The 26,709-nt window shown below is 74.1% G+C and carries 28 protein-coding genes and 1 tRNA gene; 12 read left to right on the top strand and 17 right to left on the bottom strand.

The window, feature by feature from the left end; translation table 11 throughout:
• Positions 1 to 43 precede the first annotated feature (43 nt).
• Both IPO09_08615 and IPO09_08610 read left to right on the top strand, forming a co-directional pair.
• Entirely contained in the window at positions 44 to 310 is a 267-nt protein-coding gene (locus IPO09_08615; protein ID MBK9517399.1) for a hypothetical protein, read from the top strand.
• Between the two features lie 62 nt (positions 311 to 372).
• A complete protein-coding gene (locus tag IPO09_08610) occupies positions 373 to 1,293 on the top strand; it encodes an RluA family pseudouridine synthase (protein MBK9517398.1) in 921 nt (306 codons plus the stop codon).
• A gap of 7 nt (positions 1,294 to 1,300) precedes the next feature.
• Here IPO09_08610 and IPO09_08605 read toward each other — a convergent pair whose 3' ends face one another.
• Together IPO09_08605 and IPO09_08600 are read right to left on the bottom strand one after the other, a co-directional pair.
• Complete coding sequence (locus IPO09_08605) at positions 1,301 to 2,398, bottom strand: ATP-dependent 6-phosphofructokinase (protein MBK9517397.1); 1,098 nt, start codon at positions 2,396 to 2,398, stop codon at positions 1,301 to 1,303.
• A gap of 171 nt (positions 2,399 to 2,569) precedes the next feature.
• Positions 2,570 to 3,835: a hypothetical protein gene (locus IPO09_08600; protein ID MBK9517396.1), complete on the bottom strand. Its 1,266-nt coding sequence runs from the start codon at positions 3,833 to 3,835 to the stop codon at positions 2,570 to 2,572.
• Positions 3,836 to 4,011: 176 nt separating this feature from the next.
• On the opposite strand from IPO09_08600, the gene IPO09_08595 reads away from it, so the two are divergent.
• Positions 4,012 to 4,272, top strand: a complete 261-nt coding sequence (locus IPO09_08595) for a hypothetical protein (GenBank protein ID MBK9517395.1) — start codon at positions 4,012 to 4,014, stop codon at positions 4,270 to 4,272.
• 37 nt (positions 4,273 to 4,309) lie between these two features.
• Here IPO09_08595 and IPO09_08590 read toward each other — a convergent pair whose 3' ends face one another.
• Both IPO09_08590 and IPO09_08585 read right to left on the bottom strand, forming a co-directional pair.
• Positions 4,310 to 4,912: a class I SAM-dependent methyltransferase gene (locus IPO09_08590; protein ID MBK9517394.1), complete on the bottom strand. Its 603-nt coding sequence runs from the start codon at positions 4,910 to 4,912 to the stop codon at positions 4,310 to 4,312.
• 9 nt (positions 4,913 to 4,921) lie between these two features.
• Positions 4,922 to 6,769, bottom strand: a complete 1,848-nt coding sequence (locus tag IPO09_08585; GenBank protein MBK9517393.1) for an ABC transporter ATP-binding protein — start codon at positions 6,767 to 6,769, stop codon at positions 4,922 to 4,924.
• Positions 6,770 to 6,804: 35 nt separating this feature from the next.
• On the opposite strand from IPO09_08585, the gene speA reads away from it, so the two are divergent.
• The 3 genes from speA to IPO09_08570 all read left to right on the top strand — a co-directional run bounded on the left by speA (position 6,805) and on the right by IPO09_08570 (position 9,919).
• Positions 6,805 to 8,778, top strand: coding sequence for a biosynthetic arginine decarboxylase (speA, locus tag IPO09_08580; GenBank protein MBK9517392.1), 1,974 nt, complete (start codon positions 6,805 to 6,807; stop codon positions 8,776 to 8,778).
• Between the two features lie 150 nt (positions 8,779 to 8,928).
• The gene (locus tag IPO09_08575) at positions 8,929 to 9,129 is read left to right on the top strand and encodes a dodecin domain-containing protein (GenBank protein MBK9517391.1); all 201 of its coding nucleotides are present in this window, start codon (positions 8,929 to 8,931) and stop codon (positions 9,127 to 9,129) included.
• Between the two features lie 85 nt (positions 9,130 to 9,214).
• Positions 9,215 to 9,919, top strand: a complete 705-nt coding sequence (locus IPO09_08570; protein ID MBK9517390.1) for a cysteine hydrolase — start codon at positions 9,215 to 9,217, stop codon at positions 9,917 to 9,919.
• Here the strand turns inward: IPO09_08570 and IPO09_08565 are convergent.
• Genes IPO09_08565 through IPO09_08555 form a run of 3 tightly spaced genes read right to left on the bottom strand, consistent with a single transcriptional unit; the run spans position 9,916 to position 13,480 of the window.
• Positions 9,916 to 11,256, bottom strand: a complete 1,341-nt coding sequence (locus IPO09_08565) for a DUF1501 domain-containing protein (protein MBK9517389.1) — start codon at positions 11,254 to 11,256, stop codon at positions 9,916 to 9,918. The genes IPO09_08570 and IPO09_08565 overlap by 4 nt on opposite strands.
• An 8-nt stretch (positions 11,257 to 11,264) precedes the next feature.
• Complete coding sequence (locus tag IPO09_08560; protein MBK9517388.1) at positions 11,265 to 12,917, bottom strand: DUF1800 family protein; 1,653 nt, start codon at positions 12,915 to 12,917, stop codon at positions 11,265 to 11,267.
• A gap of 26 nt (positions 12,918 to 12,943) precedes the next feature.
• The gene (locus IPO09_08555) at positions 12,944 to 13,480 is read right to left on the bottom strand and encodes a hypothetical protein (GenBank protein ID MBK9517387.1); all 537 of its coding nucleotides are present in this window, start codon (positions 13,478 to 13,480) and stop codon (positions 12,944 to 12,946) included.
• Positions 13,481 to 13,674: 194 nt separating this feature from the next.
• Here IPO09_08555 and IPO09_08550 point away from each other — a divergent pair, with 194 nt between their 5' ends.
• A complete protein-coding gene (locus IPO09_08550; protein ID MBK9517386.1) occupies positions 13,675 to 14,454 on the top strand; it encodes a hypothetical protein in 780 nt (259 codons plus the stop codon).
• Between the two features lie 126 nt (positions 14,455 to 14,580).
• On the opposite strand, the gene IPO09_08545 is transcribed toward IPO09_08550, so the two are convergent.
• Entirely contained in the window at positions 14,581 to 15,483 is a 903-nt protein-coding gene (locus tag IPO09_08545) for a signal peptidase II (GenBank protein MBK9517385.1), read from the bottom strand.
• 75 nt (positions 15,484 to 15,558) lie between these two features.
• Between IPO09_08545 and IPO09_08540 the strand changes: the two genes are divergently transcribed.
• Positions 15,559 to 15,807, top strand: coding sequence for an AgmX/PglI C-terminal domain-containing protein (locus IPO09_08540; protein MBK9517384.1), 249 nt, complete (start codon positions 15,559 to 15,561; stop codon positions 15,805 to 15,807).
• 247 nt (positions 15,808 to 16,054) lie between these two features.
• On the opposite strand, the gene IPO09_08535 is transcribed toward IPO09_08540, so the two are convergent.
• From IPO09_08535 to IPO09_08505, 7 genes are all read right to left on the bottom strand, one after another.
• Positions 16,055 to 16,684: a hypothetical protein gene (locus IPO09_08535; protein MBK9517383.1), complete on the bottom strand. Its 630-nt coding sequence runs from the start codon at positions 16,682 to 16,684 to the stop codon at positions 16,055 to 16,057.
• A 617-nt stretch (positions 16,685 to 17,301) separates the two neighbouring features.
• On the bottom strand, positions 17,302 to 17,718 hold the full coding sequence (locus IPO09_08530; protein ID MBK9517382.1) for a hypothetical protein: 417 nt from the start codon (positions 17,716 to 17,718) through the stop codon (positions 17,302 to 17,304).
• 23 nt (positions 17,719 to 17,741) lie between these two features.
• On the bottom strand, positions 17,742 to 18,674 hold the full coding sequence (locus IPO09_08525; GenBank protein MBK9517381.1) for an NAD(P)H-binding protein: 933 nt from the start codon (positions 18,672 to 18,674) through the stop codon (positions 17,742 to 17,744).
• 79 nt (positions 18,675 to 18,753) lie between these two features.
• Positions 18,754 to 19,278: a transcriptional regulator gene (locus IPO09_08520; GenBank protein ID MBK9517380.1), complete on the bottom strand. Its 525-nt coding sequence runs from the start codon at positions 19,276 to 19,278 to the stop codon at positions 18,754 to 18,756.
• 210 nt (positions 19,279 to 19,488) lie between these two features.
• Positions 19,489 to 19,587 (bottom strand) — tRNA-Sec (locus IPO09_08515).
• A 76-nt stretch (positions 19,588 to 19,663) separates the two neighbouring features.
• The gene (locus IPO09_08510; GenBank protein MBK9517379.1) at positions 19,664 to 20,326 is read right to left on the bottom strand and encodes a hypothetical protein; all 663 of its coding nucleotides are present in this window, start codon (positions 20,324 to 20,326) and stop codon (positions 19,664 to 19,666) included.
• Positions 20,327 to 20,406: 80 nt separating this feature from the next.
• Positions 20,407 to 22,044 carry an HAD-IG family 5'-nucleotidase gene (locus IPO09_08505; GenBank protein ID MBK9517378.1) on the bottom strand — a complete coding sequence of 546 codons (1,638 nt, stop codon included), beginning with the start codon at positions 22,042 to 22,044 and terminating at the stop codon, positions 20,407 to 20,409.
• Positions 22,045 to 22,132: 88 nt separating this feature from the next.
• On the opposite strand from IPO09_08505, the gene IPO09_08500 reads away from it, so the two are divergent.
• A complete protein-coding gene (locus tag IPO09_08500; GenBank protein ID MBK9517377.1) occupies positions 22,133 to 22,372 on the top strand; it encodes a hypothetical protein in 240 nt (79 codons plus the stop codon).
• Positions 22,373 to 22,429: 57 nt separating this feature from the next.
• On the opposite strand, the gene IPO09_08495 is transcribed toward IPO09_08500, so the two are convergent.
• Positions 22,430 to 22,675 (bottom strand): helix-turn-helix transcriptional regulator, encoded by a 246-nt coding sequence (locus IPO09_08495; protein ID MBK9517376.1) that lies wholly within the window; start codon positions 22,673 to 22,675, stop codon positions 22,430 to 22,432.
• A gap of 270 nt (positions 22,676 to 22,945) precedes the next feature.
• Here IPO09_08495 and IPO09_08490 point away from each other — a divergent pair, with 270 nt between their 5' ends.
• The 3 genes from IPO09_08490 to IPO09_08480 are packed head-to-tail and all read left to right on the top strand — an operon-like array spanning position 22,946 to position 26,273.
• Complete coding sequence (locus tag IPO09_08490; protein ID MBK9517375.1) at positions 22,946 to 24,235, top strand: insulinase family protein; 1,290 nt, start codon at positions 22,946 to 22,948, stop codon at positions 24,233 to 24,235.
• Entirely contained in the window at positions 24,232 to 25,551 is a 1,320-nt protein-coding gene (locus tag IPO09_08485; protein MBK9517374.1) for an insulinase family protein, read from the top strand. The genes IPO09_08490 and IPO09_08485 overlap by 4 nt, the downstream gene beginning before the upstream one ends.
• 32 nt (positions 25,552 to 25,583) lie before the next feature.
• Positions 25,584 to 26,273, top strand: a complete 690-nt coding sequence (locus IPO09_08480) for an RluA family pseudouridine synthase (protein ID MBK9517373.1) — start codon at positions 25,584 to 25,586, stop codon at positions 26,271 to 26,273.
• A 15-nt stretch (positions 26,274 to 26,288) separates the two neighbouring features.
• Here IPO09_08480 and IPO09_08475 read toward each other — a convergent pair whose 3' ends face one another.
• Positions 26,289 to 26,699 (bottom strand): hypothetical protein, encoded by a 411-nt coding sequence (locus IPO09_08475; GenBank protein MBK9517372.1) that lies wholly within the window; start codon positions 26,697 to 26,699, stop codon positions 26,289 to 26,291.
• Positions 26,700 to 26,709 lie beyond the last annotated feature (10 nt).

The raw sequence follows: 26,709 nt of genomic DNA, 5'->3' as shown, positions 1-26,709 counted from the left end.
TCGCTTCGTTGACCCGGCCGCGGGCGTCCCGTACCATTCCGGGATGGCGCTCATCGAGGCCCCCGACCAGGCGATGCGGCTGGCGCGGGCCATCTGCTCCGACATCTCGCTCTACAACGAGCAGAAGATCGTCAAGAGCATCGAACAGGACAGCTTCTTCGACGCGCTCCGCGCCGAGCTGGAGGAGGGGCGCGAGCACTACCGCGCCCGCGTCGATCCCGCGCTCTTCGCCCGCACCAACTACTTCGACCGCGCCATCGTCGACGTGATCCTGAAGTCGAAGGGTCGCGTCCGGTCGCGCATCTGGTAGGCCCCGACCCCGCGCCCGAGCGGCGCGCCCTCGAGGCTGGTCCCGAGCTGGCGGGCCTCCGGCTGGACCTGGCGCTGGTGCGCTGCTGGCCCGACCTGACCCGGGCCCGCCTCCAGCGGCTGCTCGACGAGGGGCAGGCGCTGGTGGACGGCCGTCCGGCCAAGGCCTCGCTGAAGCTCCGCGGCGGCGAGCGGCTCACCATCGCGCTGGCCCCGCCGCCCCCCTCGGACCTGGTGGCCGAGGACCTGCCGCTCGCGGTGCTGCACGAGGATCGCGACCTGCTGGTGCTCGACAAGGCGCCGGGCATGGTGGTCCACCCGGCGCGCGGCGCGCCCTCGGGCACGGTGGTGAACGCGGTGCTGCACCACCTGGGGGGCGCCGCCGCCGGCGCCCGCACCGGCCTGGTGCACCGGCTCGACAAGGACACCAGCGGCTGCCTGCTGATCGCCAAGACCGAGGCGGCGCTGGCCACCCTGCAGGCGGCCTTCAAGGCGCGCGCCGTGGAGAAGACCTACCTGGCGCTGGTGCACGGCGCCCCGCCGGAGACCGGGCGGCTCGACACCATGTACGGGCGCCACCCGGCCGACCGGACCCGCTTCACCTCGCGCGGCCAGCACGCCCGGCGGGCGGTGACGGGCTGGCGGGTGCTGGAGCGGTTCGGCGACCGGGCGGCGCTGCTGGAGGTGGCGCTGGAGACCGGCCGGACCCACCAGATCCGGGTGCACCTCACCGAGGCCGGCCACCCGCTGCTGGCCGACGCCACCTACGCCGGCCGGCGCCGCGAGGCGCGCCTGGCGGTGGGCGACCCGCTGAAGGTGGCGGCGGCGGCGGTGGGCCGCCAGGCGCTGCACGCCTGGAAGCTGGCCTTCGACCACCCGCGCACCGGCCGGCGGCTGCGCCTGGTGGCGCCGGTGCCGGCCGATCTCGAGGCGGCGCTGGCCGTGCTGCGGGCCGCCCTGGGCGGGCCGGCCCCGCCGCGCTGAGGCGGCCTCAGTCCCCCAGCGAGATGCCCAGGTCGCGGCAGGTGTGGATGGTGTCGGAGTCCACCGGCACCAGCTTCGACTGGCCGATCACCTCGGTGACCGGGATGGCCCTCATCTCCGGCGGCTGCCAGGCCACCATGACGTTGCGCTTGCCCTCGGCCACGAAGCGCACCGCCGCCGCGCCGAAGCGCAGCGACAGGAGCCGGTCCCAGGTGGTGGGGGAGCCGCCGCGCTGCAGGTGGCCCAGCACCAGCGAGCGGGTCTCCTTGCCGGTGCGCTTGTGGATCTCCTTGGCCACCCACTCGGCGATGCCGCCCAGCATGACCTCCTGGCGCCCCACGTCGGCGTTCTCCCTGGTGACCAGCCCGCCGCCGGCCACCTTGGCGCCCTCGGCCACCACCACGATGGCGTAGCGCTTGCCGGTCTCGTTCTCCATGATCCGGTCGCAGACCCTGTCGATGGCGAAGGGGATCTCCGGGATGAGGATGACGTCGGCGTCGCCCGAGAGGCCGCTGTGCAGCGCGATCCAGCCGGCGTAGCGGCCCATCACCTCCACCACCATGACCCGCTCGTGCGCCGCGGCGGTGGAGTGGAGCTTGTCGATGCACTCGGTGGCGGTGGTCACCGCGGTGTCGAAGCCGAAGGTCTGCTGGGTCTTGACCAGGTCGTTGTCGATGGTCTTGGGCACCCCGATGAACTGCAGCCCCTTCTCGGAGAGGCGGTGCGCCAGCCCGAGCGAGCCGTCGCCGCCCAGGGCCACCAGCACGTCGAAGCCCAGCCGCTTGAAGTTCTCGACCACCTTGTCCGACTCGTCGCGGTACTCCACCGTGCCGTCGCCGCGCTCGTGGGGGCGGTGGAACGGATCCCCCTTGTTGGTGGTGCCCAGGATGGTGCCGCCGTGGTCGAGGATGCCGGCCACCTTCTCCGGGGTGAGCTGGACGATCTTGCTGGTGTCGAAGAGCCCGGCGTACCCCTGCAGGATCCCGTGGACCTCCCAGCCGCGCTGGTGGGCCGCCATGGTGACCGCGTAGATGACCGCGTTCAGGCCGGGCGCGTCACCGCCCCCGGTGTTGATGGCGATGCGGAACCGGTTGTTCTTGGCCATGGCGTCACTCCCCCCAGCGCTGAATCGAGGACCGAGGGTCGCATGGGGCGGCACCCCCGGCAACGAACCGGATGCCCATTCGGGCCTGGAGGCTCAGGGGCCGGCGCGGCCGCGCAGGCGGGTGCGGGGGCGGGCGCCGGCCGCCGGCGACGCCTCGGCGCAGGCGAGGGTTCAGCCTCCAGGGGCGCCCTGCGGCGGCGTGGCGGCCGGGGGAGGGTCGATCGGGGGTGGGTCGGCCTGGGGTGGCGTGGCCGGCGGCTGGTCGGCCGGGGCCAGCGGCGCGGCCGGCGCGGTCGGCTGCGGCCCGACCAGCGGCGGGGGGCTCCAGGGCCTGGCGGCGTCGAGCGGCGAGGCCGGCAGGCCAGCCGCGGGCGGGCGGCGCGGGCCGGGGCGCCGGGGGGAGGCGTCGAACTGCACCTCCAGCCGCAGCACCACCGAGCGGATGCGGTTGCGGCCGCCGCCGGGCGGGCGGACGAAGTCCAGCTCCGGCTCCAGCTCCACGAAGAGCCAGCGGCGGTAGACGTCGCGGCGCAGGCGGGCCCTGACGCGCCAGGTCTCGACCACCCAGGCGGTGGCCGGCCCGACGAGCGTCCCCGGCACCGGCCCGGGCACCAGCCCCGGCCGGCTGGCGCCGAGGGCCGCGCCCGACAGCCCGACCGCGCTGCGCGCTCCGACCGTGGCCAGCAGGGAGAGCTCGCTGGTCCACTCCCAGCCGCGGGTCACCTCGGAGAGGGTGGCGGTGTTGGCGAGCCGCAGCAGCAGCCAGGGCTTGAGCGGTCGCTCCAGGTCGAGGTCCTGGCGCGTGCCCCAGCCGGTGTTGGTCTGCCAGAAGCCGGAGAGCGCCAGCCGCGCCACCAGCACCTCGCCGAGCGGCTGGACGTGGCGGAAGCGGAGCCGGGTGAACCAGCCCACCGGCAGGCCGAAGAGGAGGCCGACCCGCAGGTCGGTCTGGGTGAAGAGATCGTCCAGGACGTCGAGCCGCAGCCCGGCGCTGCCGCGCCCGGTGGGGTCGGCGGCCGAGGCGTCGCCGGGCAGGAGCCGGTCGAGGGCGTCGGTGGTGCCGCCCGAGATGACCAGGCCGAGCCGGTCGAGGCGCCGGTCGAGCCCTGGGAAGCGCAGCTCGGCCCGGACGTCGGTGGTGTACGCGTGCGCACCGTCGTCGTAGAGCTTGAGGTTGTTGCGCCACCGCACGAAGGAGCGGGCCCGCGGCAGGTCCACCTCGCGCTCGTCGGAGAAGAAGCGATCGAGCCGGGCCACCGGCCAGAGCAGGCCGCGGGAGACCGCCTGGTGCCCCTCGTCGAGCCAGTCGTCGGGCTCCGAGGTGGGCGCGGCGGACTGCGCCAGCCCGGGGAGCGGGGCCAGGAGCAGGGCCAGCGCCGCGGTCACCAGGAACGCCGGGAGGAAGGCGGTGGGGCGCAGGTCGCGTGCCATCGTCATGTCAGAGTTACACCCAGACCGGCTCCCACGCTGCACTGACAAGAGGGGGTGCCAGGAAGGCCCCTAGGCCGGGTCGCCGGAACCCCAGGGGTCGACGTCCCCCGCCGCAACCGCTCGGGATCCCTCCGCTGCACCAGGCCCGGGGGCTGCACCCCGGGCCTCCGGGAGGCCGGGCCATGAACGACAGGACGCTCACCGAGGTGCGCAAGAAGCTGGTCCGCCTCATTCGGAGCGACCCGCCGCCGCCGGTCATGGGGCTCCCGCGCGAGCCGCTGGCGCCGGTCTTCGACCGGTGGATGGCCAAGCGCTTCGACGCCGACGAGGTCCACGCGCTGTTCCGGCTGGAGCTGGAGTACGGCGAGCGGGCCATGTCCGACTGGTTCGCCGAGGTGCTGGTGGAGGCCGGGGCGCTCTGCCCGCAGCGCATCCGCACCTGAACCCCTGCTGCACCGCGCTGGCCCGCTCCCGCGCCGCTCAGCGCGCCGGCCGGGCCGCCGCGGCGCGCACCACCAGCCTCCGCCAGTTCCCGCGCGCCACCCGCGTGGCCGGCACGAGCTCGAACCCGGCCGCCGCCACCAGCCGCTCGGTGTCGCGGTTCGGCCGGCAGCCCCCCGCCACCAGGGTCCAGGCCGGCTGCACCAGGTCCTGCAGCCGGGCCGGCAGCGCCGCCTCGGCCCGCACGTGCTCCAGCAGGCGGAAGGCGCCGCCCGGAGCCAGCACCCGGCGCACCTCGGCCAGCCCGGCCGCCGGGTCGTCCACCGAGCAGAGGACCATCCCCGAGAGGACGGTGTCGAAGGCGCCGCCCTTGAAGGGCAGCGCCTCGGCGCGGGCCCGCACCAGCGCCACCCCGGGGGCCCGCCGGTGCGCCGCCGCCAGGTTCTGGGGGCAGGGGTCCACCGCCACCGCCGCCAGGCCGGGCGGCAGCCAGGGCAGGTTGCGCCCGGTGCCGGTGCCGAGGTCGAGGGTGCGGCCGGCGGCGCCGCCCGGCAGCCAGCGGCGCCAGCGGCCGAAGCCGCCGCGCTCGGCCAGCCACAGGCCGAGATCGTAGAGCCAGGGGATCTGCTCGAGGCCGCGCATGGTGGGGTCCTAGTCGAGGTAGCCGCGGGCCTGCAGCCGGAAGAGGTGGGCGTAGCGGCCGTCCTGGGCCACCAGCTCGCGGTGGCTCCCCAGCTCCACCAGCCGCCCGCCGTGCAGCACCGCGATCTGGTCGGCCAGCCGCACCGTGGAGAAGCGGTGCGAGATCACCAGCGCGGTCCGCCCCGCCGAGAGCTGGCGGAAGCGCTCGAACAGCTCGTGCTCGGCCTCGGCGTCCACCGAGGCGGTGGGCTCGTCCAGGATGAGCAGCTGCGCGTCCTCGCGCATGAAGGCGCGCGCCACGGCCAGCTTCTGCCACTGCCCGGCCGACAGCTCGTGGCCCCGCTCGAACCAGCCGCCCAGCACCGTGTCGTAGCCCTGCGGCAGCCCGGCCACCACCTCGGCGGCGCCGCCCCGGGCCGCCGCGGCCTCCACCAGGGCCCGGTCGTCGAGGCGGGAGGGCTCGCCCAGGCCGATGTTCTCGGCGGCCGTGAACTGGTAGCGGACGTAGTCCTGGAAGACGGCGCCGATGCGGGAGCGCAGGTCGGCCGGCTCCAGGTCGCGCAGGTCGACGCCGCCCCAGCGGATGGCCCCCTCGGTGGGCTCGTGCAGCCGCAGCAGCAGCTTCACGATGGTGGACTTGCCGGCGCCGTTCTCCCCGACCAGCCCGAGGGTCTGGCCGGGCGCCAGGGTGAGCGAGACGTCGCGCAGCACCCAGGCCTCGCGCCCCGGGTAGCGGAAGGAGACGTGGTCGAGCTCGAGGGGGAGCGGTGGGCCGCGGGGCAGGGTGGCCGCCGGGGTGCGGCGCGGGCGCTCGCCGCCGGCCGGGATGGCCAGGAAGGCGAAGAGGTTCTGCATGAAGAGGGCGTCCTCGTACATGCCGCCCACCGCCGCCAGCACCGCCTGGATGGCCCCCTGGCCCTGGCGGAAGACCACGATGTAGAGCGTCAGGTCGCCCAGGCTGATGGCGGCGGCGGCGGCCCGCCCGGCCATGAGCGCGTACATGGCGTAGAAGGCCAGCAGGGAGAGCAGGCCGAAGCCGGTGCCGGCGGCGAAGCGGCGCAGCGCCAGGCGGCGGTCCTCGGCGAAGAACTTCTGGAAGAGGGCGCGGTAGCGGGCCAGCACCAGCGGCCCGAGCCCGAAGAGCTTGACCTCCTTGACGTGCACGTCGCGCGTCAGGATCCACTCGAGGTAGTTGAGCCGGCGCCCCTCGGGGGCCCGCCAGGAGTAGAGCTTGAAGGCCTCGCCGGCCAGGCGCGCCTCGGCCAGGAAGGCCGGGATGGAGGCCGCCACCACCACTGCCACCGAGGCCGGGGAGAGGCGCCACAGCAGGCCCGACAGGGCGGCCAGGGTGACCGTGTTCTGCCCGATGGCCACCAGCTGGAGCGCCAGCGAGAGCGGCCGGGAGGCGGCCTCCCGCCGGGCGTTCTGCATCTTGTCGTAGGTCTCGCTGTCCTCGAAGTGGCGCAGCTCCAGGGTGAGCGCCTTCTCCAGGATGCGCTCGTTGAGCAGGTTGCCCAGGCTGGCGCGCAGCAGGTCGCGCCGCAGGCCGGCCAGGCGCAGCAGCAGGAGCTGGGCGGCCATGAGCGCCAGCTCCAGCCCCACCAGGGCCAGCACCCGCTCCCGGGCCGCCGCCGCGCCGCCGGCCGAGGCCACCACGCCGTCCACGATGAGCTTGCCCACCCAGGCCACCGCGGCGGGCAGCAGGGCCAGCCCGGCGGTCAGGGCCAGGAGCTGCAGGGCCCCGGCCCGGTCGGCCGCCCAGACCAGCCGCAGCGTGCCGGGCACCTCGCGGAAGGTGGAGCGCAGGGAGGCCAGGCGGCCGGGGCGCTCGACGGATGGGGCGGCGGCGGGCTTCATTTTTGGACCGCTCTCCTGTAATGACCGGGGCACCGATGATCATGCCCGAGCCCCGCAGCGACGCCACCACGGCCATGGCCCCGTCCGACTGGTCCATCGAGCGCGCCACGCAGTACTACAACATCGCCGGGTGGGGGGCCGGGTACTTCTCGGTGAACGACAAGGGGCACGTGGTGGTCCACCCCCACGGCCAGCCCGGCCCGGTCATCGACATGATGGACGTGGTGGAGGACCTGATCGAGCGGAAGATCGGCTTCCCCTGCGTGGTGCGCTTCCAGGACGTGCTGCGCGCCCGGGTCAAGCAGATCAACGAGGGGTTCAAGAAGGCCATCGCCGACAACGACTACGGCGGGCGCTACTTCGGCGTCTACCCGGTCAAGGTCAACCAGATGCGCGAGGTGGTCGACGAGATCGTCGACGCCGGGGCCCCCTACCACTACGGGCTGGAGGCCGGCTCCAAGGGTGAGCTGCTGCTGGTGCTGGGCATGAACACCGACCCCGAGGCCCTCACCATCTGCAACGGCTACAAGGACGAGGAGTTCCTGCGCCTGGCGCTGCTGGGGCGCAAGCTGGGGCGCAAGGTGATCGTGGTCATCGAGAAGCTCTCCGAGCTGCCCATGCTGCTCCGGCTGGCCGACGAGATGCAGGTCGAGCCCATGATCGGCCTGCGCTCCAAGCTGACCACCCGCGGCACCGGGAAGTGGGAGGGCTCCTCCGGCGACTTCGCCAAGTTCGGGCTGACCATCCCGGAGCTGATCCACGCGGTGAAGCTGCTCAAGGCGCAGGGCAAGGAGCACTGCGCCAAGCTGCTGCACTTCCACGCCGGCAGCCAGCTCACCGAGATCCGGGTCATCAAGGACGCCGTCAACGAGGGCGCCCGGGTGTACGCCAAGCTGCGCAAGATGGGGCTGCCCATCGAGTACTTCGACGTGGGCGGCGGCCTGGGGGTGGACTACGTGGGCACCCGCTCCAGCGGCTACGCCTCCTCGCTCAACTACTCCCTGGAGGAGTACGTCGAGGACGTCGTCTACAGCCTGCAGCGGGTCTGCACCAGCGAGGGCGTGCCCGAGCCGCACATCGTCTCGGAGTCGGGCCGGGCGGTGGCGGCGCACCACTCCTGCATCATCATGAACGTCTTCGGCCACATCGAGATCGGCTCGGCCGAGGAGATCGCGGCGGCCTCGGTGCCGCAGCCCAACGAGCCCTCGGTGGTCCGCGAGATGCGCGAGATCGTGGCCTCCATGACGCCGCGCAACCGCGCCGAGGCCTACCACGACGCCGCCGCCAAGAAGGAGGAGGCCCTGCAGATGTTCAAGCTGGGCTCGCTCGGCCTGGAGGAGCGCGCCGTGGTGGAGAGCCTCTTCTGGAAGCTGGCCCGCGGCATCGCCGACCTGAACCGCGGCAAGAAGCGGCTGCCCCGCGAGACCAAGGACCTGGGCGACAAGATCGCCGATCAGTACCTGGCCAACTTCTCGCTCTTCCAGAGCGCCCCCGACCACTGGGCCTTCGACCAGCTCTTCCCCATCGTGCCGCTGCACCGCATGGCCGAGGCGCCCACCAAGGACTGCACCATCGTGGACGTGACCTGCGACTCGGACGGCAAGATCGACCGCTTCATCGAGGGCGACGGGGTCGACGAGACGCTCTCCCTGCACGCGCTGCGGCCCGGCGAGCCCTACTACCTGGGCATGTTCCTGACCGGCGCCTACCAGGACATCCTGGCCGACATGCACAACCTCTTCGGCCGGGTGAACGAGATCCACGTCTTCGCCGACGACGAGGACCCGGAGGACTTCTACATCGAGGAGTACATCCCCGGGGACACCGTCCAGCAGGTGCTGTCGCGGGTGCAGTACGAGCCCTCCGACCTGTGCCGGCGGGTCAAGAGCGCCCTCGACCAGCGCATGAAGGACGGGGCGCTGCGCCCCAAGGACGGGGTCTACCTCTCCGACTTCTACGACGAGGTGATGCGCGGCTACACCTACCTGGCCGGCACCTCGCCGGGCTAGCCGGGCCGGGACCGGCCGGCCGCGACCGGCCCACCCCGGAAGGGGCGAGCCGCGGGGGGCCTGGACGCGATAGAGACTGTGGGTCACCCCACATTCCAGCCGGGAGCGAGCGCGCGGTCCGGGCGCGGCCCGAGGGAGCCTCCACACACCATGGCCGTCTACAAGAAGATCGAGGTCGTCGGAACGTCCAAGTCCAGCTTCGCCGAGGCCGTCAAGGCCGCGGTGGCCGAGGCCGGCAAGTCGGTCCGCCACATGAGCTGGTTCGAGGTGGTCGAGCAGCGCGGCGCCATCAAGGACGGCAAGGTGCTCGAGTTCCAGGTGACCGTCCGCATCGGCTTCAAGATCGAGTAGCCGGGCGCCAGCCCGGCGAGACCCAGGGGCCGCCCTCCGCGGGTCCGCGCCAGCCGCGCGGCGCGCGGGGTGCGGCCCCTCCCTCATGTCCACCCAGACCGTCGCCCTGCTGATCGCCGCCGTGGCCACCCCGCTCGCCCTGGTGGGGGGGTGGGTCTGGCGCAGCATGTTCACGGCCACCCGCGGGCGACGCATCGCGCGCTACGCCGCGCCGCGCCGGGCGCTGCTGGTGCTCGACCTGCAGGAGGGGTACGTCGGGACGGCGCGCCGCCAGCCGGTCACCCAGGCGCCCGGCGGCGGGTACTTCGGCACCGTCAACCGCCTCATCGCGGCCTTCGCCGCGGCCGGCGACGAGGTGGCCTACGTCCGGCAGGTCTTCGGCAGCGACCTGGTGGTCCGGCTGCACGGCGGCCGCCGCGCCGGGCGGGTCATCGTCGACCGGCGCGTCGCGCTCATCAACGACCACGACTTCGAGAAGAACCGCACCGACGCCTTCTCCAGCGCCGGGCTGGAGCGGCTGCTGGTGGACCGGCAGGTGGACCACGTCTTCCTGGTGGGCGTGGACGCCGCCTACTGCGTCCACTACACGGCGCTGGGCGCGCTCAATCGCGGCTACCGGGTCAGCGTGGTGGTGGACGCGGTGCGCTCGCGCCACGGCATGGCCCGGGTGCTGGCGCGCTACCGGCGCGCCGGCGTCGGGGTGGTCACCAGCCAGGCGCTGCTCGACGAGGCCGTCGCCGCCGCGGGCCGGCCGGCCACGGGCCCGGGCGTCGACACGGGACGGCCCTAGACGAACCCGAGCCGCGGGTAGGCCGGCAGCGCGGCCCCCTGCAGCAGCAGGGCGTCGGTGGCGGGGGCCGGCAGGCCGAGCCAGCGCTCCAGCACCGTGGCGTAGAGGCTGCGGAAGTCCACCGTGAAGCGCAGGTTGCCGTTGCCGTCCAGGTCGCCGAGGTCCGGGTAGGCGCCGTAGAAGCCCCCGGTGACGCCGCGCCCCACGCAGAAGGCCAGCCCGGCGGTGCCGTGGTCGGTCCCGTTCTGGTTCTGCTGCACCCGCCGCCCGAACTCGCTCCAGGCCAGGATCATGGTCCGGTCCTGGGCGTTGCCGCTCTCGGTCTGCACGTCGGCCAGGTCCTCGTAGAAGGCCGAGATGGACCCGCCCAGCGCCCGCATCAGGTTGGCGTGCTCGACCTGCTGGTTGGCGTGGGTGTCGAAGCCGCCCACCCGGGTGAAGAAGACCTGCGCGTCGAGGCCGCCGGCCAGCATGCGGGCCACCAGCTTGAGCTGGCGCGCCAGGCCGCCGGAGAGGGCGCCGCCGTCGAGCCGCCGCACCGGGTAGCTGGCGTCGCCGGGGTAGGGCACGGCCGGGGTGCGCGGCGGCAGGGTGCCGTCGGTGCCGAAGCCCTGGGTGGCCGAGAGGAAGGCCTTGCCCACCTGGGCGGCGTAGGCCAGGCCGGGCGGGCCCCCGGCGCCCGGGTCGCTCACCGCGGCGTCGTAGCCGGCCTCCAGCAGGCCGGCGTCCCAGGGGGCGCCGAGCAGGCCGCCGCGCAGCGAGGAGGGGAAGACGAAGCCGCTCGGGCTGGTGATGGAGACGAAGCTGCGCCCCTGGCCGCGCAGCATCACCGGCAGGTCGTTGGTCACGGTGATGCCCCGCAGCACGTCGCCGGCCGGGGCGAAGGCGGCGTCGGCGTAGCGCCCCAGCCAGCCGGTCCCGCCCGGCTGCGCCGAGCCCTGGCCCCACAGATCGGTGGAGACGAAGTGGGAGAGGTTGGGGTTGTTCATGCCGATGCCCGGGATCCAGGCCACCCGCCCGCGGTCGGAGAGCAGGCTCATGCCGGAGAAGTCGGTGTTGAGCCCCGCGCCGGCGCCGATCTCCACCAGGCCAGCCGGCAGCACCCGCAGGGTGGGGCGCCGCTGCTCGTAGACCGAGCGGTTCTGCCCGGCGGTGGGCGGCAGCATGTTGAGCCAGTCGTTGCCGCCGTCGATGTTGATCACCACCAGGATGGGCCTGGTGGGACGGGGCGAGGCGGGCTCGAGGGCGCGGGTGGCGGGGGCACAGCCGGGCAGGCCCCAGGCGGCCGCGCCGGCCGCGGTCAGCCCCTGGAGGAAACGGCGGCGGGTCAGGCGCATGGCGGCTCCTAGGAGAGCTGGCTGGAGGGGGCGCAGAGGATCAGGAAGGCCAGCTGGCGCGCCTGGTCCTGGGAGGCGGCGTCCCAGGTGAAGGCCGCGGGCCAGAGGCTGCCCAGCCAGCCGGCCTGCACCGCCGCCGGGATGGGGGCCGGCTGGAGCAGCGCCACCAGGCGGTCGAGCACCTCCTGCGGGCTGGCCGGGGCGGTGGGGAACCAGCGCGCCACCTCGGAGGGGAAGAGGGCCCGCGCCGCGCCGCCCTGCGTGAAGGTCTCGCCCAGCGCCAGCGCCGCCGCCAGCTTGGTGCGGTAGCGCACGGTGTTGGAGTTGAGCCAGGCGCGATCCTCGTGCCAGCCGTTCGGGCCGGCCGGGTCGAGCAGCCGCATCCCGGCCAGGTCGAAGGTCTCCACGACCTGGGCCCAAGCGGCGAAGCGGTTCTGGGCCGCCCCGGCGGCGTCGGCGGCGGCCAGGTCGAGGCCCAGGGCTCGAGCCGCCCGCACCGTCCAGGAGACCGGCCCCTCCACCAGGGCGAAGCGGTTGGCCGGCTCGAAGAACCACTGGCTCTTGAGCAGCACCTTCAGGACCTGGCGCAGGTCGAAGCCGGGGGTGGTCCGGACCAGCTCGGCCACCTGGTCGAGGTCGGCCTGGCTGGCGGCCCCGCTGACGAAGTGCAGCACCAGCCGGCGGGCCAGGAACTGCGAGGCCTGGGCGGCCCGCGACACCACGATGGAGCGGAGCACGTCCTCGCCCTTGGCCAGGCCGGGGCCGGACGCCGCGTCGATGTCGGCGAAGACCTGCCCGAGGAAGGTGACCGGGCCGCCGCCGTGGCGGTCCGGCAGGCGGGCGGGCGGCGCCTCGGCCCCCAGGGCGTTCCACAGGTACTCGCCCTCCGGGTTGGCGCCGCCGTCGTAGACGCGGAAGGTGCCGCGCCCCGCCACCCAGCGCCCGGGCGAGGTGGGGTCGGGGATCCGGTCGCCGGCGGCCACCGTGAAGCTCCAGCCGGACAGCGCCCGGGCCAGCTCGGTGATGTCCTGCTGGTTGTAGCCGTTGTCGGCGCCCAGCGAGTAGAGCTCCATGGCCTCGCGGGCGTAGTTCTCGTTGGGCACGTTGGCGCCGTCGGCCCGGTTGAGCACCGAGTCGAGCCAGATGGCCATGGCCGGGTCCCTCGACATGGCCGCGTGCAGGTCGGCGAAGGGCGCCAGGCCGAGCTCCCGCAGCGTCTGCTGCTGCTGCAGCATGAGGGCGACGCTGTCCACCTTCTGCCAGCCGGTGGCGAACAGGTTGTGCCAGAAGAGCGCCAGCCGCTCCTGGAACGGGTAGGGGCCGTGCTGCATGCGGAAGGCCAGGTAGGCCTGGGCGCGCGAGAGGTCGTTGCGCCAGGCCTGGGCCCCCTCCACCAGGTAGGGGTGGGGGCCGGGCACGGCGGGCGCCTGGTTGGGCGCGGAGCCGCGCGCCGGCTCGTCCACCGGGTCGGCGTGCGCCAGCGCGGCGGTGAAGGCGCCGTGGTCGGCGCCGAGGCCGTCGATCCAGGCGTCGATGGCGGCGCCAGGCGGGGAGGCGGCCAGCGCCGCCGCGGCCTCGGGCGAGAGGCCGAAGCCGGCCCGGCGGCCCAGGTGGGCGGCGTCGGCCGGGGTCCAGCTGGTGATGGGATCGAGGTTGGCCATCGCGCGCCTCCGCGTCGTCGGGCGAGTCAGTCTTCGAGGGCGCCCTGGGAGATCCAGGCGCGGAAGGTCTGCACCGTGGGGGCGCAGAGGTTGGGCAGGCCGTAGGGCATGCGGTTGCCGGCGGCCTGCCCCGCGCCGCCCGGGTCGTCCTGGGTGACCTTCTCCAGGAGCCAGGAGTGGGCCGGGTCGAAGGCCGCCACCCGCTTCCAGCCGGCGCCGGTGGGCGCGTTGGCGGGCTCGACGCCCACCAGCTGGCTCCAGACCTGGTGGGCCGAGAGCCGCACCGCGAAGGAGACGTGGCCGGCCGGCGACGGGTCGCCGTGGCAGGAGAGGGCGTCGTTGCCGGCCCCGCAGCTGGACCGCAGGGCGGGCAGGACGTGGCCGGTGAAGGTGGGGGCGGCCACGGCCGCCGGGAGCGGGCAGGTGGTGGGGGGCGCCGGCGGCTCGGCCGCGCCGCAGGCGGCCAGGCCGGTGGCCAGCGCCAGCCCGGCAGCCAGCGCCAGCGGCGCGAGCCGGGCAGGGCGCCTGGCAGGCCCCGGTCCGCTGCGGAGGTGTGGTGGCACGGTCCGAAGAAGGTATCGACGGGGCGGGCCGCCGGCTACCCGGCGGGGCCTGTCCACGTTGGGTCTGTGTCCGCCCGCGCACATCCAGATCCACTGTAGGTGCAGCGGCGCCGATGTGCGGCGCCCCCTTCGCAGCGTTGTGGCCGGACGCGCCAGCCACCACAATCGGTGCACACCATCGAGAGAGGTCCACCATGTGCCCGTCGCCCCGAGCCCGTCTCCTCGCCGCCGCGCTGACGCTGGCCGCCGCCGCCCCGGCCGCGGCCCAGCAGCGGGGCGGCGCCGCGCCGCCCGCGCCGGCGCCGAGGGCCAGCCCGGCGGCGCAGGCCGCCGAGGAGGGCGACGGTGAGCGGGCCATGGGCACCTGGGCGCTGGTGGTGTTCAACACCAAGCCCTTCGAGTTCCCCAACACCGGGGGCGCCGCGGCGCTGCCGCTGACCGTCTACACCCTGGGGCTGCGCCACTGGCTCAGGGAGCCGCGCTGGGGCTTCCGCAACTGGGGCTACGACCTGGGCGTCGGGCTGGTCTTCAACCGCAGCTCGATCACCCAGCCGCAGACCGGCACCCTCACGACCCGCGACGGCCCGTCGGCCACCGGGTTCGGCCTGCACGCCGGGCTGCCGCTGGCCCTGACCCACCACAAGCACGCCACCTTCGAGGTGGTGCCGGAGATCGACCTGATCTACGCCGGGCAGGTCCTCCCCGCGGCCAGCGCAGGCGGCGACGCGACCGAGTACAGCGGCTGGTCGCTGCGGGTCGGCGCCCGGGCCGGGTTCGAGGTCTACTTCGGCTTCGTGGGGCTCCCGCAGCTGGCCATCGAGGCCAGCATGGGCGCGGCCATCACCTACGACAGCGTCAGGTCGAAGGTGGGCCCCATCGAGCGCTCGACGCGCCAGTGGGGGCTCAGCACCCAGCGCGGCAGCGAGCCCTGGAGCGTCTTCACCGGCAGCGTGGCGGCCCTGTACCACTTCTGAGCGGAGGCAGGGCCGGGCGCCTCCGCCCTCATGACCTGGAGGATGGCGGACTCGGCAGGAGGACCTGCCCGGGGGCGCGCCACCTGTCGACGGGAGGCGCGCGGGGGCCCGGCGAGATCCGGCCGTTCAGGGCCCGGGGGCCGGAGGTCCTGGAGGCGCGGGCGCGGGCTGGTGCGTGCGGGTCCCCGGCACCAGGAGCAGGCCGATGCCCGCCATGATGGCGACGTCGGCGACGTTGAAGATCCCCGTGCGCACCGGGCCGATCCCCACGTTCATGAAGTCGACCACCCACCCGCCCGTCATGGCCCGGTCGATCAGGTTCCCGATCCCCCCACCGGCGACCAGCGCCCACCCCAGCGCCTGGCGGGCCGGGAGTCGCCTCGAGAAGGCCGCGCCCGCGGCAACCAGCGTCACCAGCGCAACCCCCCAGAGGAAGATGGCGCCCCGGGTCCCCTCGCCGAGCCCGGCCCCGGCGCCGAGGAACCCGCCCGCGTTCCGGGCGTGCTCCAGGCGGATCACGTCGCCGAGGAGGGTGATCCGCCTCCCCTCGGGGAGCAGCGCCAGCGCCAGCCGCTTGGTGGCCTGGTCGCACCCGATGCAGCCGAGCAGGAGGAGCAGCACCACCCACCGGCTGGCGGGGAGGGCTGGGCTGCCGAGTCCTGTCGGGGCGCTGGCCGGCACGGGGGTGACCGGGGCGCCACCCTCATGGCCGTGGTGTTGGCAGTACGGGCAGGACCGCAGCGACGCCAGCGCCTCCGGTCCAGAGGTCCGAAGTGGCTGCTTGAACGTCCAGAAGCCGACCGAGCGGCGGCAGCTCGGGCAGCGAATGGACCAGAACGCCACGCAGCTGAGGGTCCCGACGATGGCCGACACCAGGCTCGCCGTGAGCGCGACGTCCCGGGGGGCCAGCCAATCCAGCAGGACGGCGACCGCCGTGGCGGCGAAGAGCACCCAGGCCAGCGTCAGCTTCCAGCCCTGCCCGGTGGCTCGAACGAACGACGGCTTCTCCGCGGGTGCGAGCGGCGTCATCGGCTCCAAGGGTAGCACGAGGGGTGAAGGCGGTGCGCCAGAGGTGGAGTCACTGCAGGGTGGGCCCGGAGCAGGCTGGGCCCGGTCCGGTCCTGCTACGAGGCGGAGCTGAGGAAGGCCCCCGCCATGGCCGGGAGGGTGGTGCTGCGCTTCACCATCCGGCCGGACGGGCGGCTGGAGGAGGTCGAAATCGTCGAGGACCAGCTCGCGGGGGCCAGCGTGGCGGACTGCGTCCGGTCGCAGGTCGCAGCCTGGCGGACGCCGTTCCGGCCGAAGGAGGGCGTCGCGGTGGAGTACCCCTTCATCTTCGCGCCGCTCCGCTGAGCGGGGCGCACCGCCACCGAGGCAGGCGCCCGGTCGGCGCGGGCCCGGGGTCGCGAAAGCGGCGGGTGGGAGCGGTGTGGCGCGGAGCCGGCGCCCCGTCGGCGGGGACGACACCGGCCGGGAGGACCCGCGTCGGGCGTGGTTCGCCTCTACCTGGAGAGGCCGGGTGGCGGGGTCGAGCAGGCCGCCCTGGCCGCCACTACCGAGGAGGCGGGTATCCAGATACTGGTCGCACTGTCCGATTCGTTCATCGCTCGGTGGCGCTGAACCTGGCCGCTACCAGGTAGGACTGGCCTAGCGTGAGAAGCAGGAGCCGCTGATCCTCGATGAGCCACGCTCCGCCTGCCATGAACGCTTCGGAGGCCGGCTTCCAGTACATCGGCGGCCGCTGCCCAGCCAGGCTCCAGGAGATACCCAGCGCATCCAACTCTTCCCCGTAGGCGCTGAGGAGGCGGAGGGGTCCGGTGGCGAGGAGGCCGGCCCCCCAACCGAGGAGCGCGACGAGAGGAACCTCCGAGTTCAGGAAGCGATGGGAAGGCACCCAGCCACCGGTCTCCCGCTGATGCCGGTCCCAGATCCTGCCGGCCGCGGCCGTGGGGTTGGGAGCTGGCTTCGAAAAGTACAGGCTGGCCTGCGCATCGACGTGCGTCCACAGCAGCGGGTGGTCGTCGCCAAGAGCCAGCTCATCGCACCATCCGAGTTCGATGCGGTGCTCCCTCACTGAGCCGAGAGAGAGGCTCCATGTTTGCGACCGGGCATCGGCTTCCACGACTCGAACCACGAGGTCCAATTCGTCCCCGCGTCGCGTGAGCGACTCGATGCTGATGCCGCCGAGCTGGTCCAGTACCTCCCCGGCGCGGCGCAAGAAGGCTTCCATATATGGGAAGGTAGCACCCCTGGTCTTGGTCGCCAGCCGTCGCTCCTCCACGGGAACCGTGCCAGACGTCGGGTTCCACGCGCCCACCGCGCGGACCTCGGACCCCGAGGCACCCTTCTGTGTTGTTCGGGCGCCCGAACAACACGGAGGGGTCGTTCAGGTGCGCCGGCGGAACCGCGCCGCGAACGGCGACCTTGGCGGCAGGGCAGGGGAATCGAAAGAGCAGCCGGATGGCGGGGGAAGCCCGGTCGTGGCGGCTCTTCCCGGTCGATCCCCTTCGATGACGGCATCACCGCCCCAGGCGATCCCCGCTGATGCCCTGCGTCTCCTGGGTCAGTTGACCACGGCGATGGCTGGTGGGGACCGCCAGGGAGCCGTTGAGCTCCTCCGGGCCCTGCAAGTGGCGCTGGAACGGGAGTCCTGAGCGCCCAGGAGCCTCCAGGCGGCCCTGGAGCAGCGCGGGACGGCTGCCGGGGTGGCCAGGGCCTACGGCGTCACCAGGGCCAGCGTGTGCCAGTACCTGACGCTCCTGCGGCGGCTGCCGCCGGAGGTGCTGGAGGCGGTGGAGGTTGAGAAGGACCCGGTGAAGCTGAGGCAGCTCACGCTGCGGAGGCTCCTCACGGCGTCGAGGGCGAAGGGGGAGGACTGGCCTCGACAGCCGGCTGGGCGGACTTCCACCAGACGATGAGCCCCGTGGCCGCGCCGACGAGCATCCCGATCAGGCCCAGCACACTCGCGTGCTCCGCCGCCGACGGCCCGCCGGCCACGAGGCCCATGGCAACCCCGGCTGAGAGGCCGAGGAAGGCGGCCAGGTAGCTCGCCCACGGGCTTCGGGGGTCGAGCCCCCTCCAGAAGGCGAGCTCCATCAGCCCGGTGAAGATCATGCTCGGCAAGATGGCCGCGACGTAGGCCACCAGCAGGACCACCGGGATCAGGACAACGGAGCCCGTGATGATCGCCATGAAGAGGAACGGCGACGACCCGAGGAGCGGGGGCGCGAAGAGCTCGATGAAGACCCTCGTGGTGCGTGTCATGGGCCGGAACCTCCCTTGCAGCGTCAGGCTTCGGCGGCCTGGGACGGCTTGAAGTGGCGGTCCAGCTCCGAGGCCCACGCCACCCCGAGCCCGGCGGCGTTCTGGCCGAGCCAGTCGGAGAACCGCGTCGTGCCGGTGGCCGGGCCGCTCGACACCAGCAGGTTCGAGGTGAGGCCCACCACCTCGTCGGAGGTCAGGACGACGTCGCCCACCACGGCCTGGAGGAGGCGGGAGGCCAGGAGCAGGAACCAGGGCGGCACGGTGGTCACCAGGGCCCTCGACCCGACGGCCCGGCGGACGAGGTGAACCAACTCGTCGAAGCCGAGCGCCTCCGGCCCGACGGCGTCCAGGGTGACGTTGGTCCTGCTCGCCCCCTGCTCCGCCGAGAGGCGCGCCATGTCCTCGACGTGGATCGGCTGGAGGCCGTAGCGCCCGGGCGCGATCCCGAAGACCGGCAGGCGGCGCAGCAGCCAGGCGATGTTGTTGATGAGGACGTCGCGGCCGCCGAAGAAGACCGCGGGGCGCAGGATGGCGTGGGACAGGCCGGTCGCCGCGAGGGCCTGCTCCACCTCGGCCTTGCCCTTGAAGTAGGGCAGGGGAGAGTCGAGCGACGGGTTGGTGATGGAGACGTGGACCACCCGCTCGACGCCGGCCTCGGCGGCCGCCTGGAAGAGGGAGCGGCTGTGCCCCACGGCGCGGGCGTGGGTGGTCGTCCCGTGGGCGAAGCGAACCCAGTAGGTGTTGTAGAGGACCTTCACGTCGGCCAGCGCCGCTCGCATGCGCGCCGGGTCCTCGAACTGGAACCGTCGCACCTCGACGCGGCCACCGAACGGGTCGGGTCGATCAGGATGGCCGGTGAGCGAACACACCGCCTCGCCTCGCTCCAGGAGGAGCCTCGAGAGGTGCAGGCCGCTGTACCCGAACGCTCCCGTCACCGCATGGACCTCGCGACGCATGGTGTCCTCCTGTTGTCATAGTTCAGAAACTTCAGAACGATCAGCGCCCACGCGCCCCTTCGCCTGGCACCGCCAGCACCTACTTCTTCCGACGCTTGGTGCTGAAGGGCAGGTCCGCCATGAACGACAAGGCCGCCTTGGACGAGGCCGGGTCCTTCAGGAAGCGGTTCGCCAGGGACTCGACCGTGGTGAGGAGGTCGGCCATCTGCTTGAGCCGGCCCAGCACCTCGCCCTTGGCGCTCGGCTGCTCCAGGAGCTGGTGGATGGCGTCCAGGGCCGGGTCGAACTCGCGGCGCTTCCGCTCCTTCATGATGCGGAAGAACATCGTCCAGACGTCGGGCTCGGTGACGTAGAAGTCACGCCGGTCGCCGGGGACCTCGACCTGCCGCACCACGCCGAAGGTGCGCAGCTCGCGCAGCGACATGGAGGCGTTGCCCTTGGACATCTGGAGCCGCTCGGAGATCTCCTCCAGGCTGAGGTGACCCGCGGTGGCCATCAGGAGGGCGTGGACCCGGGCCACGGAGCGGTTGATGCCCCAGAGCGCCCCCATCGCGCCCCAGGCTTCGACGAACTGCTGGACGGTGTCGTTCGAGGTGGGCTCCATCGTGTGTTCAGAATAATCTGAACGATGGAGTCGGTCAAGGCGGGGAGTTCCAGGGAGCGACGCCGAGGGAGCCGCGCCGGGCGTTGGGTACGGCAGGCCCACCGCGCGGACCTCGGACCCCGTGGCACCCTTCTGTGTTGTTCGGGCGCCCGAACAACACGGAGGGGGCGTTCAGGTGCGCCGGCGGGGCTGCGCCGCGAACGGCGACCTTGGCGGCAGGGCAGGGGAATCGAACCCCCCAACAGCGCCTCTCAGCACCATCCACCGGTTTTGAAGACCGGGCCCGGCACCAGCCTGGGACGCCCTGCCGTCACCGGGTGTACGGGAGCACCGGCGGGGCGTCAAGCGCGCCCAGGGCCGGGCTGGTCACCCGCGGCGCGCCCGGTCAGTCGTGGTGCTCGAACCAGATGAAGTCGATGAGCACCGCGGCGGCCAGCACCAGGGCCCGCAGGGTGGTGTCGTCGGGCGGCAGGGTGACGAGGAAGTTGTCGGCGTCGGTGAAGATCTCGGTGAAGGCGCCGGACCACTTCTTCTCGACCCGCCCCACCTCGCGCGGGTTGCTCTCCGGCCCCACCCGGAGGAGCAGCGTCCAGGGGCGCAGGATGGGGCCGATGAAGCGCGCCAGCACCCGCCCGTCGGGCCCCTCCAGGTCCATCCGCTTGTGGAACCAGCCCCAGCGCTGCCGCACCCGGCCCAGCACCCGGCCCCCGGCGGCCTCGGACAGCGTCAGCTCGGAGAGCCACCAGGTCCAGGGGCGGTCGAGCAGCAGCAGCGGCCGGTCGGGGTGCTCGGCGGGGTAGAGCCCCATGACGAACGGGCGGCGGGCCTTGAGGAAGAAGCGGCCCATGAAGGCGCCCACGCCGTCGGCGTGCTCGGCGAAGCCGGCGGTGAAGGCGCCGTCGGCGGTGTAGACGGCGAAGCGCCCGCGGGCCTCCAGGCCGGTGAAGTTCTCCAGCATGGTGCGCTTCTGCTGGACCACCAGGCGCGGGGCCTGCGCCAGCGCGGCGGAGAACGGGACGGTGGCGGTGGGCGAGGTGGGGCGGGCCATGCGGCATTGTCGCCGCGGCGGGCCCGCACGGGAAGCGGGAGTTGCGAGGCCGACGGCGGCGCCGGCCCCGCCCACCGGCCCTAGCGGCTGGCCTTGCTGGCCTTGGACGGTCGCGCCGCGGCCGCGGCCGGGGCGTGCTCCTCGCCCCAGGAGGAGAGCACCACGGTGGCCCGCTCGTGCGGCATGGCCGCCCGCGGCGAGCGGTAGCGCTCCACCGGCGAGTAGTAGGCCAGGTTGGAGACCCGGCTGGTGTAGAGGCAGGCGTAGTTCTCCACCTGCTCGCCCAGGCGGGAGTTCTCGTTCCCCTCCTTGAAGGTGAGCCCCCACTGCGGGTTGACGCCGGCCTCCAGCGCCTGCGCCACCTCCTCGAGCCGCGCCTGCGCCACCTTGAGGGCCCGCCGCAGGGTGTCGAGCTCGGCCTTGAGGCGCCGCCGCTCGCCCTCCGCCCAGGCGCGGCCGTCGCCGGCCGGCTCGCGGTCCAGCCGGCGCTCGGCCAGGTTGAGGGCGGTGCGGTGGGAGGCGATGGCGTCCTCCAGCCGCACCCGCAGGGCCTCCAGCGCGGCCAGCTCGGCCAGCGCCTCGCGGTGGCCGGTCAGCCACAGCAGCTCCCGCTCCAGCTCCTCCACCACCAGGCAGGTGCGCCACAGCGAGCTCTTCCGCGAGCGCAGGATGTCGCCGTAGATGTGATCGCCGACGTAGAGGATGCGGTCGCCGCCGATGCCCAGCAGCTCCTCGAGCCGCCACAGGTCGCCGCCCTGGTAGGTGCGGCCGCGCTCCAGCGCGCTGGCCTCGCCGGCCGGCAGCCCGTCCGGGCCCAGCAGCAGCAGCGGGCGGTGCTCCGAGAAGAAGCCCGGCTTCTGGGCGCCGGTCACCACCGCGTCGAAGTAGTTCCGCCAGCTCGGGTACTCGGGCAGCAGCCCGTCCAGCACGTGGCGCATCACCGCGTCGGTGTAGTCGGTTAGCGAGTTGGTGAGCAGGAAGAGCTTCTTGCCGCCGGAGCGGAGCCGGTGGAGCGCCCCACCCAGCTCGGGGTCCTTGACCAGGTAGCGCGCCAGGTCGGCCCGCACCACCACCTTGAGGCTGCCGTCGCGGTGGACGGTGTCGATGGCCTCGCGGATGTCGTCGTAGAGCCGGACGTAGTCGACCGCCCCGCCGCCCGCCTCCAAGAGCTCGATGGCCTCGGCGAACAGGCAGGCCTCGGGCAGGGCGAAGAGGGTGTCGATCCAGGCGAAGCGCGGCGAGGAGAGGTGGATCTTCTCCTCCCGGTACAGCCGCTGCAGCGCCGCGTCGGGGATGGGCCGGCGGCCGTGGGTGCCGCGCCCCACGTGGTTGTGGCGGTCCATCTTGAAGAGGTTGCCGTGCTGCTTGTCCACCACCAGGCCGCGGATGACGAAGGCCGGGTCGTAGCGGGCGGCCGACAGCGCCGCCGGGTAGCCGTGGTGGGCCACCAGCCGCGCCACCGTCATGCGGAAGGCCAGGTCCTCCAGCTCGCGCAGCTGGTAGATGGCCAGCGTGTAGTCCATGTCGAAGCCGACGGCCTCGATCTTGTCCATGCGCAGGTTCCGGTTGACGAAGACCTGCCGCTCCGGCGGGACGTCGCGCCGGCCGGCCACCGGCGCCGCCAGCAGGGCCTCGACCTCGGCCGCCAGGGCCGGGCCCAGGGCGGCCTCCACCACCTGGTCGGCCGCCTCATCGCTCCGCTGGTGCGCGCGTGGCATGGAGGGCCGGGATACCACGCGCCCCGGGCGCCCTCAACGCGCGCGGAAAGTTGCGTCCCGGCGGCCGGGGTCTAGGCTCGGCGAGCCGATGCCCCGTCGCCCAGCCGCCCCCACGCCTGCCCCCGCTCCCGCCGCGCTGACGCGCCGGCTGGCCGCGCTCGAGGCGCGGGTGGCCAGGCTGGAGCAGGGCAAGGCGCCGCCCGGCGACGGCCGCGCCGCGGCCGTGGAGCGCGTCAGGGAAGTGGAGCGGTGCCCGGGCTGTGGCCTGCCGCTGCGGCGGCGGCTGGGGCGCTGCGCGGCCTGCCGCCGCCCGCTCGACCACCGCTGAGCGGCGGCGGCGGCGCAGGGTGGGCCGGCTCAGGTCCGCCGAGGCGGACGGCCTGGCCTACTCGTCGGCGACCAGGCGGGTGGCCGGCACGCCGAGCGCCCTGGCGATGGCCACCACGGTGGTGTACGGCGGGTTGCGGCCGCCGCGCTCGATGAGGCTCACGTAGGCCACCGACAGCTCCAGCGACTCGGCCAGGTTCTCCTGGGTCAGGCCGCGGTGCTTGCGGTGGTCGCGGATCCGCTCACCGAGCTTGCGCAGCTCCTCGCGGCGGGGATCCTTGTGGCTCTTGGGCTTGGCAGGCATGTATCCGGCTCCCTCTGGTTCGCCCCGCTCGTCGAGCGAAGGTTGTCCCGAATACGGCGGGTGCGCGATCCTGTCCACCGACAGTGTGTAGAACCGAAGCCCCAGGCGGCTCCCCCGCCCCGTGCCCGTGTCGCTGAGATAGCCATAGGCCGGCCGGAGCGCCGCGCTCAATGTGGCGCCCGGCGTGTCGCCCCGTCTGGGGACGTCCGGGCGGACCCAGGGTTGCCCCAGGGTTGACGCTGCCCGGGGCGCGGGTAAGGTCCCCGCCACATGACCCGCCCGGTGACGGTCGGCGCCCGCGTCCTGGAGCTCGACGCGGTCCGCGCCACCACGCTCTCCAATGGTCTCAGGCTGCGCATCCTCGCCGAGGCGAGCTCGCCCACGGTGAGCTACTCCACGGTGTTCCAGGTCGGCTCGCGCAACGAGCGGCCCGGCATCACCGGCATCAGCCACCTCTTCGAGCACATGATGTTCAACGGGGCGGCCCGCTACGGTCCCAAGGAGTTCGACCGGGTGCTGGAGGGCAAGGGCGGCCACTCCAACGCCTTCACCTCCAACGACCTGACCGTGTACTACGAGGACTTCGGCGCCGAGGCGCTGGAGACGGTCGTGGACCTCGAGTCGGACCGGATGGGCGCGCTCCGGCTGGACGACGCGGCGCTGGAGCAGGAGCGCGAGGTGGTGAAGGAGGAGCGGCGCCTCCGCACCGACGACTCGGTCTTCGGCCTGATGGAGGAGCAGCTGGAGTCGCTGGTCTTCCAGGCCCACCCGTATCGCTGGCCGGTCATCGGCTGGATGGACGACATCCAGCGCATCTCCCGGCAGGACTGCCAGGACTTCTTCCGCACCTGCTACGCCCCCAGCAACGCCGCCATCTACCTGGTGGGCGACGTGGACCCGGACGCCGCCGCGGCGCTGGTGGAGCGCTTCTACGGCGCCCTGCCGGCCGGCCCGCCCCTGCCGCCGGTGGCCGCAGGCGAGCCGGACCAGCGGGGCGAGCGGCGCGCCGAGATCCGCTTCCCGGCCCAGGCTCCGGCGCTGCTGGTGGGCTGGCGCGGGCCGGCGGCCCGCAGCCCGGACGCGGCCGCCCTCGACCTGGCGCAGGTCTGCCTGGCGGTGGGCGAGGCCTCGCGGCTGCGGCGCATCCTGGTGCACGAGAAGGCGCTGGTGGTGTCGGTCCAGGCCTCCTTCGCCTGGCGCATCGACCCGGGCGTCTTCCTGGTCTCCTGCGAGCTGGCCCCCGGGGCCAAGGTGGCGGGGGTGGAGCGGGCCCTCTTCGACGAGGTGGCCCGCCTGGGAGCCCGCGGCCCGACGGCGCGCGAGCTGGCGCGGGCCCGGGCCCTGCTGCGCAGCGCGGTGCTGCACGATCTCGGCACCCACCACGGGCTGGCCCAGGCGCTCGGCCAGGCCGAGGCGCTGCTGGGCGACTGGCGCGAGGCCGGCCGGACGCTGGAGCACTACGAGGCCGTCGGCGCGGCGGACGTGAAGCGGGTGGTGGCCCGCTACCTCGACCCGGCGCTCCGCTCGGTGGTGACGCTGGTCCCCGGGGCCACCCGATGAGCCGCGGCGTCGCGCTGCCGCCGCTGCGCCGGGAGCGGCTGGCCTCCGGCCTGACGGTGGTGGTGGCCTCGCGCCCGGGCGTCCCCCTGGCGGCGGTCCGCATCGTGGTGCGGGCCGGCTCGGCCCTCGACCCGGCCGGGCGCTTCGGCCTGGCCCACCTGACGGCCGCCGCGGCGCGCCGCGGCACCCGCACCCGCAGCGGCGCCGAGATCGACGAGGGGCTGGAGGCGCTGGGGGCCTCGCTGGGCGCCGGCGTGGACGAGGACGCCGCCTCGGTGGGGCTGTCGGCGCCGGTGGAGGCGCTGCCGAAGGTCCTGATGGTGCTGGCCGAGCTGGTGGGCGCGCCGGCCTTCCCGACCCGCGAGGTGGCGCGGCTGCGCGACCGCGAGGTGGCGGCGCTGGCCCACGACCTGGACGAGCCGGACGTGGTGGCCGACCGGGCTGCGCTGGTGGCCGCCTACGCCGATCACCCCTACGGTCACCCGTCCGAGGGCCGGGCCCGCCACCTGGCGACCCTGCGCCGGGGGGACCTGGCGGCCTTCCACGCCCGCCACTGGCGCCCCTCGCGGACCACCCTGGTGGTGGTGGGGCCGGTGGACGCCGAGGCCACGCTGGCGCTGGTGCGCCGCCGCTTCGGGGCGTGGCGCGGCGAGCCCGGGGGCGACGTCGAGCTGGCGCCGCCCCCGCCGCCGCGCCCCGCGGTGGTGGTGGTGGACCTGCCCGAGCTGACCCAGGCGCAGGTCCGGCTGATCGGGCCCGGCCACGCCCGCGGCTCGGCCGCCTACGCCGCCGGCGTGGTGACCGGCTCCATCCTGGGCGGCGGCTTCACCTCGCGCCTCATGCAGGCCATCCGCGTCGAGCGCGGCCTCTCCTACGGGGCGCGGGCGCGCTTCGCCTCGGGGCGCGCCGGCGGCCTGTTCTTCGTCTCCTCCTTCACCAAGGTGGAGACGGCCGGGCAGCTGGTGCAGGTGGCGCAGGACGTGCTGGCGAGCTTCCGCAGCCAGGGGCCCTCCGAGGAGGAGCTGGTGCGGGTGCGCGGCTACCTGGCCGGCCTGCACGCCCTCTCCTTCGAGACCCACGAGGCCTGGGCCGAGAAGCTGGCCGAGATGGAGCTCTACGGGCTGCCGGCCGACGAGGTGAGCGGCTTCCGCGCGCGCATCGAGGCGGTGGACGCCGCCGCCTGCCGCGCGCTGGCCGAGCAGCGGGCGCTGGGCGAGCGGCCGCTGGTGGTGGCGGCCGGCCCGGCCCGCTCCCTGGCGTCCCAGCTGGCCCCCTTCGGCCCGGTGCGGGTGGTGACGGCCCGCTCGGTGGCGTAGCCGTGGCGGCGCCGCCCCCGCGCCCGCCCGCCCTGGCCCCCACCGCGGTGCTGCACCTCGACGCCGCGCTGCTGGCGGTGGACAAGCCGGCCGGCCGCCTGGTCATCCCCGGCCGCGACGCCGGCGAGCCGAGCCTGCGCGCCGACCTCGAGGCCGCCCACGGTCCGCTCTGGGTGGTGCACCGGCTCGACCGCGGCACCAGCGGCGTGCTGCTCTTCGCCCGCAGCGCCGCGGCCCACCGGGCCCTCAACCTGGCGTTCGAGCGGGGCGAGCCGGAGAAGACCTACCTGGCCCTGGTGGCCGGCCTGCCGCCCGAGGACGCGCGGGTGGCGCTGGCGCTGGCCCCGGCGCGGCGGGGCCGGATGCGCCCGGCGCGCCCGGACGAGCCGGGCGCCAAGGAGGCGGCCACCCGCTTCCGGGTCCTGGCGGCCTTCCCGGCGCGGGTCGGGCGCCCGGCCGCGGCGCTGGTCGAGGCCACGCCGGAGACCGGCCGGACCCACCAGATCCGGGTCCACCTCAGGTCGCTGGGCCACCCGCTGCTGCTGGATCCCGACTACGGGGAGCCGGGTCCGGTGCTCGGCGAGGGCGGCGCGGTGGTGCTGGCGCGCACGCCGCTGCACGCGGCGCGGCTGGTGCTGGCCCATCCGGACGGAGGCCGGCTGGCGCTCGAGGCGCCGCTGCCGGCCGATCTCGAGGTGGCGCTGGCCTGGCTGCGCGGCTGAGCGGCCGCCGCGGCCTCAGCTCCGGGCGTGGATGAGCGTCTTGACGTCGCCGCGGAAGGTGATCTCGAGCTTGCTCTCGCGCACCGCCGTGACGAAGCCCAGCCCGAAGGTCGGGTGGTCCACCACGTCGTCCACCGCGAAGGTGCGCTTGGGGGAGTAGGCCACCGCCGGCCGCTTGCGCGCCGCCAGCAGCTCCTCGAAGGGGACCTCCACCTTCCGCTCGCGGGCCGGCCTGGCCGCCTTCTTCTTGGCCACCGAGGCGGTGCTGGTGGCGGTCCCGACCGCGCCCCGGTACTTGTGCTCGCCCTGGCAGGTGTTGCACTTCACCTTGACGGGCTTGGCCCCGAGCATGGCGATGACCGTGTGGGCCAGGGAGAGCTCGCACTTGGTGCAGAACGCATCGACTTCGCCGCCGACCTTTGTCATGGGCCGCGCA

The sequence above is a fragment of the Anaeromyxobacter sp. genome, assembly GCA_016718565.1.
Taxonomy (GTDB): domain Bacteria; phylum Myxococcota; class Myxococcia; order Myxococcales; family Anaeromyxobacteraceae; genus JADKCZ01.
Note: the sequence above shows the minus strand (reverse complement) of the source record. Positions and strands in the feature narration are given on the sequence as shown.